Annotated in this window: 9 protein-coding genes; 1 reads left to right on the top strand and 8 read right to left on the bottom strand. The window is 58.7% G+C overall.

The features are described from left to right. The 8 genes from ACZAHD_RS07920 to hpxU form a co-directional block, all read right to left on the bottom strand. The coding region (locus ACZAHD_RS07920; RefSeq protein ID WP_462456286.1) for a GGDEF domain-containing protein at window positions 1-721 on the bottom strand (721 nt) is incomplete at its 3' end. 332 nt (window positions 722-1,053) lie between these two features. Continuing rightward, a complete protein-coding gene (gene hpxK / locus ACZAHD_RS07915) occupies window positions 1,054-2,316 on the bottom strand; it encodes an allantoate amidohydrolase (protein WP_462456282.1) in 1,263 nt (420 codons plus the stop codon). Next, entirely contained in the window at window positions 2,313-3,554 is a 1,242-nt protein-coding gene (locus tag ACZAHD_RS07910; protein WP_462456281.1) for a pyridoxal-phosphate-dependent aminotransferase family protein, read from the bottom strand. The genes hpxK and ACZAHD_RS07910 overlap by 4 nt, the downstream gene beginning before the upstream one ends. Before the next feature lie 15 nt (window positions 3,555-3,569). Continuing rightward, the gene (locus tag ACZAHD_RS07905) at window positions 3,570-4,307 is read right to left on the bottom strand and encodes an amino acid ABC transporter ATP-binding protein (protein WP_462456280.1); all 738 of its coding nucleotides are present in this window, start codon (window positions 4,305-4,307) and stop codon (window positions 3,570-3,572) included. Next, window positions 4,288-4,944: an amino acid ABC transporter permease gene (locus ACZAHD_RS07900; protein WP_462456285.1), complete on the bottom strand. Its 657-nt coding sequence runs from the start codon at window positions 4,942-4,944 to the stop codon at window positions 4,288-4,290. Before ACZAHD_RS07900 ends, ACZAHD_RS07905 begins: the two co-directional genes overlap by 20 nt. Continuing rightward, window positions 4,944-5,609 (bottom strand): amino acid ABC transporter permease, encoded by a 666-nt coding sequence (locus ACZAHD_RS07895; RefSeq protein ID WP_462456279.1) that lies wholly within the window; start codon window positions 5,607-5,609, stop codon window positions 4,944-4,946. Before ACZAHD_RS07895 ends, ACZAHD_RS07900 begins: the two co-directional genes overlap by 1 nt. A 9-nt stretch (window positions 5,610-5,618) precedes the next feature. Beyond that, window positions 5,619-6,404, bottom strand: a complete 786-nt coding sequence (locus ACZAHD_RS07890) for a transporter substrate-binding domain-containing protein (RefSeq protein ID WP_462456278.1) — start codon at window positions 6,402-6,404, stop codon at window positions 5,619-5,621. Window positions 6,405-6,618: 214 nt separating this feature from the next. Continuing rightward, window positions 6,619-7,458 carry a MurR/RpiR family transcriptional regulator HpxU gene (hpxU, locus tag ACZAHD_RS07885; RefSeq protein WP_462456277.1) on the bottom strand — a complete coding sequence of 280 codons (840 nt, stop codon included), beginning with the start codon at window positions 7,456-7,458 and terminating at the stop codon, window positions 6,619-6,621. Between the two features lie 166 nt (window positions 7,459-7,624). Here hpxU and hpxW point away from each other — a divergent pair, with 166 nt between their 5' ends. Continuing rightward, complete coding sequence (hpxW, locus tag ACZAHD_RS07880; RefSeq protein ID WP_462456276.1) at window positions 7,625-9,208, top strand: oxamate amidohydrolase; 1,584 nt, start codon at window positions 7,625-7,627, stop codon at window positions 9,206-9,208. The last annotated feature ends 7 nt before the right edge of the window (window positions 9,209-9,215 follow it).

Genomic DNA, 9,215 nt, shown 5'->3' with positions numbered 1-9,215 from the left:
TGCGTACCTCCTCGGCCGACATTCCGTCAATAATAATGGCAAACTCTTCACCGCCAATTCGGGCGGGCAGAATTTTATCACTGGTTAATTTTGCCAGCTGTTTTCCCAACGCGAAGAGCACCTCATCGCCCACCAGATGGCCATAGGTATCATTTATCTTCTTGAAAAAATCAATATCCAGAATCATCAGCGCCAGCTGATGGCCCTGTCTTTCGCGGATAGTGTCAATGAAAAAGCGCCGGTTAGGCAGTTGAGTCAGCTCATCTTTTAACGATTGAGAACGCGCGTCCACGTACAGCACGTTAATACGTTCAATAATTTTGTAGATGCCGATGGTCGTCAACAGCATGCCGGAAAGGCGGAGCAGATCTTCGCAGTAATAGCCCATCCATTTCGGCTGGACAAATATTTCGTCCATTAAATCAAAGGTGCCGCCGGCTATCCAAAGCAACAGCCCGTAGCGCACCCTCTTTACCGCGACATGGCTCATTCTGACCTTCGCCGAAATCCATAGCATAAACACCAGGAACAATAAGGCTAACAGATCAATATACAGCCCGGCGTTAGCGAAGATGAGGTTCCAGGGACCTAATGGTTTTGAAATCACAACACACAATGTGGAAACGGCGATAATCACCAGCAATGCGGGGAAAAGGTTCATCCAGGAACGGGAGGACTGCGCTTTTATATTAATATTCTTTTCTGAATTCAGCATCGGCATGTCTCTCGTCAGCATCATGTCTTTTCACAAGGTTACATAACGACCAGACAATTTTCAGCAAGTAAAAACGATAATTATCTGAGGGTTAAAGGTGTCATTGATGCCTGACAAGAAGAACAGACTGACCCCGCGGAATAATTCCAACTGACTACCAATCCATGGTGACGAGGTCAGTGGCGCGGATGGTATAGAGTTCACCATCCGCATATTTAGCATTTTGTGCTATTTCCGGGTAAAAATCCCCCTTCATTGCCGTCAGTCTGCCGCCGGTTACCGACTCTTAGCGCGACGCCTGCACTGAGGATATCGCTTGCGCGACCGGTCGGGACAACTTAAGCATTTTCGGCCAGCGCCCGCGTTGCGCGGCGAAACGCGGCAATAGCCAACGCCACATCCTCCCGGGTAACAGACTCCGCCGGGTGGTGGCTGACGCCACCTTTGCAGCGCACAAACAGCATGCCTACCGGCCAACGTTCGGCGATGGCGATCGCATCGTGCCCGGCGCCGCTTGGCAAGGAGAGTGAGCTCCCCTGCACCTCGTTGACGGCTTGCGTCAACACCGCCTGCAGTTGCCGATCGCAGGCGGTCGCGGCGATGTGGTAGAACGCTTCGGCAGCAAAGTGCAGATGGCGACGGGCGGCTATCGCCTGCGCGGCGTCCAGCAGCGTGGTGAGCAGTGCGTCGAGCGGACCATCCTGCGGGCCGCGAATATCCAGAGTCAGCGCCACCTCGCCGGGAATGACGTTAACCGCCCCCGGGGCGCAGCGCAGCGTTCCGACCGTAGCCACCAGGTCCCCCCCGTGCTGCCGGGTTGTCGCCTCAATGAAGACCATCCATTCGGCGGCGGCGGCCAGCGCATCCCGACGCTGGCTCATCGGTACCGTTCCGGCATGACCTGCTTCACCGGTAAAACGGCAGTTCAGGCGGCGGGCGCCGTTGATGGCCTCCACTACCCCGAGCGCCAGCCCCGCTTGTTCAAGGCGAGGCCCCTGCTCAATGTGCAGCTCCAGATAGCTGGCGATATCCGCCGGCGGACGCGCCGCCAGGCTGACTCTCGCCGGATCAAGCCCGGCCTGCACCATCGCCTGCGCCACGCTTATCCCTTGCGCATCGGTCTGCGCCAGCCAGCTCTCCGGCCAGGTTCCCGTCAGGCCACGGCTGCCCAGCAACGTGATCCCGAAGCGGGTCCCTTCTTCATCGCAGAAACCGACAATCTCTATCGCTTTCGCCAGACGACGCCCCTGTTGATGCAGGTTTTCAACTACATCAATCGCCGTGAGCACCCCCAGCATACCGTCGTAGCGCCCGGCATTACGTACGGTATCCAGATGAGACCCCAGCAGAATTGCGGGTGCCCCCTCTTGCTCACCTTCATAACGTCCGCAAATGTTGCCGACGCTGTCCTGCCAGACGGTCATGCCCGCCTGCGTCATCCAGCGTGCCACCAGTTGATTGGCCTGCAAATGCTGCGGCGAGAGATACACCCGGGTCAGCCCTTCGGCCGTTTCGCTGATCGCGGCCAGCTCATCGGCGCGGGCCATCACCCGCTCTGCGGCCACCATCATCTCCGACTGCTGGCGTGCTGATTGATTCATCGCGAACTCTCGCTGTAATAGTGATCCCACGCCGCCTGCATCGCTGCCCCCTGGGTAGTCGAGAATTTCAGGTAATTCAGTACCGACTCCAGAGCGCTGAGCGTGGTCAGCACGCAATCTTTCCGCGCGTTATAGCCCATGGTACCGATACGCCACACTTTGCCATGCAGCGGGCCAAAGGAGGTGCCGATCTCAATGCCAAAATCCTCCAGCATCAGCTTGCGTACCTGGTCACCGTTGACGCCCTGCGGAATAACGACCCCGAGCACGTTGTTCATCTTATGTTTCAGGTCGCCGAAGGTCTCCAGCCCCATCGCCTGAATGCCCTTGAGCAGCGCATCGCCATGCAGCTTATGCCGGGCGATCCCCTTATCCAGCCCCTCCTGCAGGATCAGTCGCGCACATTCGCGGGCGCCGAACAGCGCCGATGTGGCTTCGGTGTGGTGATTCAGGCGCTCCGGTCCCCAGTAGTCCATCACCATACCGAGATCGAAATAGTTGGAGTAAACCATCTCATCCACGCCATCAAGATGGGCGTCGGTACGAATGCCCTCCTCCACGCATTTGCGGCGGCGAATCACCGCCTCCATGCGCGCGCTCAGAGTAATCGGCGAGGTGCCAGACGGACCGCCGAGGCATTTCTGCATCCCGGCCGAGACCGCATCCAGTCCCCAGGCATCGGTCTCCAGAGTGTTGCCAGCCAGCGAGGCGGTTGCGTCGGTGTAAAACAGCACGTCGTGACGGCGGCAGATATCACCCAGTTCCGCCAGCGGCTGGAGCATGGTGGTCGAGGTATCGCCCTGCACCGTCAGCAGCAGACGCGGGCGCACGCGTTTGATGGCGTCTTCCACCTGGTCGGGGGTGAAGACTTCGCCCCACGGTACTTCAATGGTGTGAACCTCGGCACGACAGCGGCGGGCAATTTCACACAGCAGATGGCCGAAGCGGCCAAATACCGGCACCAGCACCTTATCGCCGGGGCGAATAGCCGACACCAGAATCGCTTCGATTCCCGCGCGCGAGGTGCCATCCACCAGCATCGTCCAACGGTTTTCGGTACGGAAGACCCCGCGGTACAGCGCCATGACCTCATTCATATAGTGGGTCATCGCCGGATCGTACTGACCAATCAGTTGGCTCGACATGGCGCGCAGCACGCGTGGGTCGGCGTTAATCGGCCCTGGCCCCATCAGCAGGCGTGGCGGCGGATTGAGTTGCGAAAATTGAGCGATATCCATTTTAGAGTCCTTTGATTAATTCAGGCCGCGAACGGAGGAGATAAACTGCTTCAGTTCATTGGTCTGCGGGTTGGCAAACAGCGTTTTACTGTCGCCCTGTTCCCAGACCCGTCCCTGATGCATAAACACCACCCGATCGCCCACTTCACGGGCAAAATTCATTTCATGGGTGACGAGAATCAGCGTCATTCCCTCGGCAGCCAGTTGCTCAAGAACCTTGAGCACTTCACCCACCAGTTCCGGATCCAGCGCTGAGGTAATCTCGTCACAAAGTAAAACTTTTGGCGACATCGCCAGCGCGCGAGCAATCGCCACTCGCTGCTGCTGGCCGCCGGAGAGGCTGGAGGGATAATAGTCCAGCCGATCGCCAAGGCCGACCTTCTCCAGCATCTGCTGGGCCAGTTCCCGACATTCGGCGGCGCTTTTTTTCAGCACCCGCCGCGGCGCCAGCATCACGTTCTCCAGCGCGGTCATGTGCGGAAACAGGTTAAAACTCTGGAACACCATCCCGATGGAGCGGCTGATCTCGCGCGCCTGCGAATCGCGGTCGGTGATGGTCATGCCGCCCAGTTTGATGCTGCCGTCCTGGTAACCTTCCAGCCCGTTGATGCAACGCAGCAGTGTGCTCTTCCCCGAGCCGCTACGGCCAATGATCGAAATCACCTCGCCCATCTCGATGTCCAGATCGACACCTTTCAGTACGTGGTTGTCACCGTAGTACTTCTGCATCTGATTAATGGTGATGAGAGGCATTGAATTTAATCTCCAGATAGCGGCTGTAGCGGGACAGCGGGTAGCACAGAATGAAATAGCCCAGCGCCACCAGCGCAAAGACTTTAAACGGCTGATAGGTCACGTTGGTCAGCATCGTGCCGGCTTTGGTCAGCTCGACGAAGCCGATAATCGACGCCAGCGCGGTGCCTTTCACCACCTGCACCGCAAACCCCACGGTGGGCGCAATGGCGATACGCAGCGCCTGCGGCGCAATGACGCGAAACAGCGTCTGGGAAAAACTGAGGCCCAGGCAGCGCGACGCCTCCCACTGCCCTTTCGGCAACGCGCGGATACTGCCAAACCAGATATCAAGTAAAAAGGCGCTGGTGTATAGGGTCAGCGCCAACGATGCGGCGGTCCACGCCGAAACATCGATGCCGAACAGCGCCACGCCGAAGAAGGCCAGAAACAGCTGCATCAGTAGCGGCGTGCCCTGAAACAGTTCGATATAGCCGCGAATCAGGCGTTTGACCCGCCGCCCGCCGGTCAGGCGTAGCAGCAGCAGTGGCAACGTCACCAGCGCGCCGCCGATAAACGCCACCAGCGACAGCAGCACCGTCCAGCGCCCGGCCAACAGCAGATTGCGAATAATATCCCAGTCGGTAAAGGTGACCATCATGCCTGCACCCCCAGCCATTTTCGCCCTGCCGCCATCAGCAGTTGACGCATTGTTATCGACAACACTAAGTAGATCCCCGTCGTCACCAGATAGACCTCAAAGCTCAGAAACGTCCGCGACTGAATCAGGTTGGCGGCAAAGGTCAGCTCTTCATAAGAGACCTGTGAAACCACCGACGATCCCAGCATCACGATAATGCACTGACTGACCAGCGCCGGGTAAATCCGCTGCAGCGCCGGTGGCAACACCACCCGGATAAAGGTCTGTGTGCGGCTCAGCCCCAGCACGCGCCCGGCCTCCCACTGGCCTTTTGGCGTCACCTGGATCCCGGCGCGCACGATCTCGGTACTGTAGGCGCCAAGATTGACCACCATCGCCAGCAGCGCGGCTTCGCCCGCCGTCATCTTGAGCCCGAGGTTAGGCAGCCCAAAGACGATAAAAAACAGCTGGACTACGAACGGCGTGTTGCGAATCAGTTCGACATACCCGCCCCAAATCCGGCTGAACCACGTGGGACGCCCGCTGCGGATGGCCGCGCCGAAGATGCCTATCGTCAGGCCGCCGATCGTCGCCAGCACCGTCAGTTGAATGGTCACCCACAGCCCCGCCAGCAGCTCCGGCCAGTGCGGCCAGAGCTCAGAGAAATGAAGTTGCTCCGTCATGCCTGGACCTTATGCGCCGAGGCTGGCAGGCAGCGGCGCTTTCAGCCACTTCTCAGACAACCCGTTCAGGGTGCCGTCTTTCAGGCCCTGCTCAATCAGCGTATCCACTTTTGCCTTCAGGGCCGGCTCGTCCTTTTTCAGGCCGATAAAACACGGCGAATCCTTCAGCATAAAGCTCGGCACCGGGGCTTTGTCGGCGTTCTGCCGGGAGATAGCCGCCACTACCAGGTTACCGGTCGCCACATACTGCACCTGACCGGACAGATACGCCGACAGCGTGGTGTTGTTATCTTCGTAGCGCTTAATCTGCGCCTCTTTCGGCGCAACGCTGGTCAGCACCATGTCTTCCACCGCGCCGCGGGTCACGCCAATACTTTTACCGCTCAGCGCCGCCGGATCTTTCAGCTCTTTCCCTTTCGGGCCAAATACGCCGAGGAAGAACGGGGCGTAGGCGCGGCTGAAATCAATCACCTTCTCACGCTCGGCGTTTTTACCGAGGCTGGAGATAACCAGGTCAACCTTATCGGTTTGCAGATAAGGTACCCGGTTGGCGCTGGTCACCGGCACCAGTTGCAGCTTGAGCTTCATCTGTTTGGCAAGATAATGCGCCATATCGATGTCATAGCCCTGCGGCTGGAGATCGGTCCCTACCGAACCGAACGGCGGGAAATCCTGCGGCACCGCAATGCGAATCACGCCGCGCTTTTCAATATCCTGCAGTTGGTCAGCTTTTGCTGCTGTGATTTGCGTGAACAGACAAGCGGCCCCGGCCAGTGCGATCAGCAGTTTTTTCATGATGTTTACCCGTTACGTTAGTATGAAACAAAAGATTCTTTAAGTAAACTTCTGCAACTAATGTGCCAGATACAAAAAATGAGAGGACCACGGCGAAAAACGTAAGAAAAGGGAGAAGAAACAGGATATAGCGGAAAACAGTGAGAAAAAGGAGGTCATTCCCTCACTGTTTAATTGCACTAAAAAAGGGCAAAAGCACCAGCACGAGGCCCCATTATCGTTGTTCAAGCTCATCCAACTGCTGATAAAGGGTGGCAATATCGTGGATGCGCGGACGGCCTTTATCGAGAATTTCGTGCAAAAACGCATTCGCCAGCAGGTTGATCAAACTGTTTACCGAGCTGTAGCTGTCATAGGCCGAGACGCTATCCAGGGGGGCACACAGCTGCCAGCGGGCCAGCGGAAAGAGGCTGTATGCCTGCGGTTCGCAAATCAGCAGTACCGGAATACCGCGCAACTGGAGCTGCTGCAGCAGCGGGCGAATGATGCGCGGACGGCGGCGAAAGGCCATGACCACCACCAGATCGTCCTCGGTCAGATCCACCAGTTCCTCGCTTAAGCTCTGCCCCGGCTGTGGCAGAACCTGCACCTGCCCGCGCGCCTGCAGCAGCTGCTGGCGCAGATGCAGCGCCACCGGCCAGGAGTTGCGCATGCCGATAATCGCAATACGCCGGGCGTTGACCATCCCGCTGATCGCATCGGCAAACTGCTGCGCATCGAGTGCATTGACCCACTGCGTCAGATTCGCCATTTCCTGCTTATAGTGCCGCGCCAGCAGCGTATTCCCCTGCACCGCATCGCGATGATCGGTCAGCGGCATCCCGCTCTGGCGTAATGTGCGCAGCTCATCGCGCATATCCTTATATTTTTCGTAGCCCAGCCGCTTAAACAGACGGCTCACCGTGGCTTTTGACACCCCGCTCAGTTGCGCCAGCTCGGCGCTGTTATAGCTAATCAGGTCGTCGAAGTGATCGAAAATAAAATCCGCCACCCGCTGTTCCTGAGGCGACAGTGAGGCATATTGCCCTTTCAAGCGTTCATCCAGTTGTTCCATACAGCCTCTGTAACTTTTGTTTCATCAAACTATACATGATGTGAGCCCTTTCATAATGCATGCCAGTTTAAGCAAAAGGGCCGTCCCCCCGACGAATGAAACTTTACGCTCAAAGTGGAACAGCTTTTGCAGCGCTGACATCACGTTTGGATCATGAGGACAACCCATGCAGAGTAATGTATCCGCCCACGGGATGGCGGTCGCCCCGCACCATCTGGCCAGCCAAAGTGCGGTTGCCGTGCTGCGAGAAGGCGGCAGCGCGATAGAAGCCATGGTCGCCGCGGCGGCCACCATTGCGGTGGTTTACCCACATATGAACGGCCTGGGCGGCGATGGCTTCTGGCTTATCGTCCCGCCAGAGGGCGAACCGATAGCCATTGATGCCAGCGGCGCGGCAGGTTCGCTGGCCACGCCGGAAGCCTACGCCGGGCTGGCGCAAATTCCGCACCGCGGGCCGCAAGCGGCGCTGACCGTCGCCGGGACCGTCAGCGGCTGGGATGAAGCGCTCAAGGTATCGCAGACGCTGACCGGAAAAGCGCTGCCGCTGGCGCGCCTGCTGGAGGATGCGATTCGCTATGCCTCTGACGGTACGCCGGTGACCGCCTCCCAGTCCAGCGCCAGCGCCGGAAAACTTGCCGAACTCCATGACCTGCCAGGGTTCGCGGAGACCTTTCTGGTCAATGGACAGCCACCTGCCGCCGGCAGCCGGTTTCGTCAGCCCGCGCTGGCATCAACGCTTCAGCAGTTGGTCGACGATGGCCTCGACAGTTTTTATCGCGGCCCGCTGGCACAGCGTCTGGCTGCGGGGATGGCGGCCTGTGGCCTGCCCATTACCCTTGCAGACCTGCAACAGCATCGCGCCCGTCGCCCTGTGCCGCTGAGGCTTCAGCACCAGCACGGCGAACTGTGGAACCTGGCGCCACCAACGCAGGGGTTGGTCTCACTGGCGATCCTCGGAATTACCGACCGGCTGGCGATGCACGATGCCGATGACGCGCAGACCGTGCACCGTATCGTCGAGGCCACCAAGCAGGCTTTTGGCTTACGCGATGCCCACATTACCGACCCTCGCCACCTCGATGTGGATATTCAAAGCCTGCTCGACCCGCAGGCGCTCCAGCAGTTGGCTGACAACATCGACGATCGACAGGCCGCTCCGTGGGGGGCAGGAAAAGGTCCCGGCGATACCGTCTGGATGGGGGTGATGGACAGCAGCGGGCTGGCGGTCTCCTTTATTCAAAGTCTTTATCATGAATTTGGCAGCGGCGTCGTACTACCGGATAGTGGGATCGTCTGGCAAAACCGCGGGGCCTCGTTCAGTCTCGACCCCGCACATCTGCTGGCGCTGGCGCCAGGCAAACAGCCGTTTCATACCCTCAACCCCGCCGCCGCGCGCCTCAACGATGGCCGGGTCATGGTTTACGGTTCGATGGGAGGAGATGGTCAACCGCAAACTCAGGCGGCCATTTTTACCCGCTACATCCTCCAGGGCATACCGCTGCAGGAGAGTATTTCGCGACCACGCTGGCTGCTGGGCCGAACCTGGGGACAAACCTCTGATTCACTGAAACTGGAAGGCCGCTTCGCGCCGGAGAGTATCGCCCGTCTGCGGGCACTGGGTCATGACGTGGAAGTGCTGGCCGATTATAGCGAAGCCATGGGCCACGCTGGCGCCATCGTCCGCCATCCCAACGGCCTGTTTGAAGGGGCGTCCGATCCACGCAGCAACGGCTCCGCCGCCGGTTATTAGGAGACGA

It is taken from the genome of Raoultella sp., assembly GCF_039594335.1.
Lineage (GTDB): Bacteria > Pseudomonadota > Gammaproteobacteria > Enterobacterales > Enterobacteriaceae > Klebsiella.
This window is presented reverse-complemented; position numbering and strand designations above follow the sequence as displayed.

Coding starts and splice junctions, on each gene's coding strand:
- hpxK (WP_462456282.1), bottom strand. CDS start 2,316: ATGAATCAATCAGCACGCCAGCAGTCGGAGATGATGGTGGCCGCAGAG.
- ACZAHD_RS07910 (WP_462456281.1), bottom strand. CDS start 3,554: ATGGATATCGCTCAATTTTCGCAACTCAATCCGCCGCCACGCCTGCTG.
- ACZAHD_RS07905 (WP_462456280.1), bottom strand. CDS start 4,307: ATGCCTCTCATCACCATTAATCAGATGCAGAAGTACTACGGTGACAAC.
- ACZAHD_RS07900 (WP_462456285.1), bottom strand. CDS start 4,944: ATGGTCACCTTTACCGACTGGGATATTATTCGCAATCTGCTGTTGGCC.
- ACZAHD_RS07895 (WP_462456279.1), bottom strand. CDS start 5,609: ATGACGGAGCAACTTCATTTCTCTGAGCTCTGGCCGCACTGGCCGGAG.
- ACZAHD_RS07890 (WP_462456278.1), bottom strand. CDS start 6,404: ATGAAAAAACTGCTGATCGCACTGGCCGGGGCCGCTTGTCTGTTCACG.
- hpxU (WP_462456277.1), bottom strand. CDS start 7,458: ATGGAACAACTGGATGAACGCTTGAAAGGGCAATATGCCTCACTGTCG.
- hpxW (WP_462456276.1), top strand. CDS start 7,625: ATGCAGAGTAATGTATCCGCCCACGGGATGGCGGTCGCCCCGCACCAT.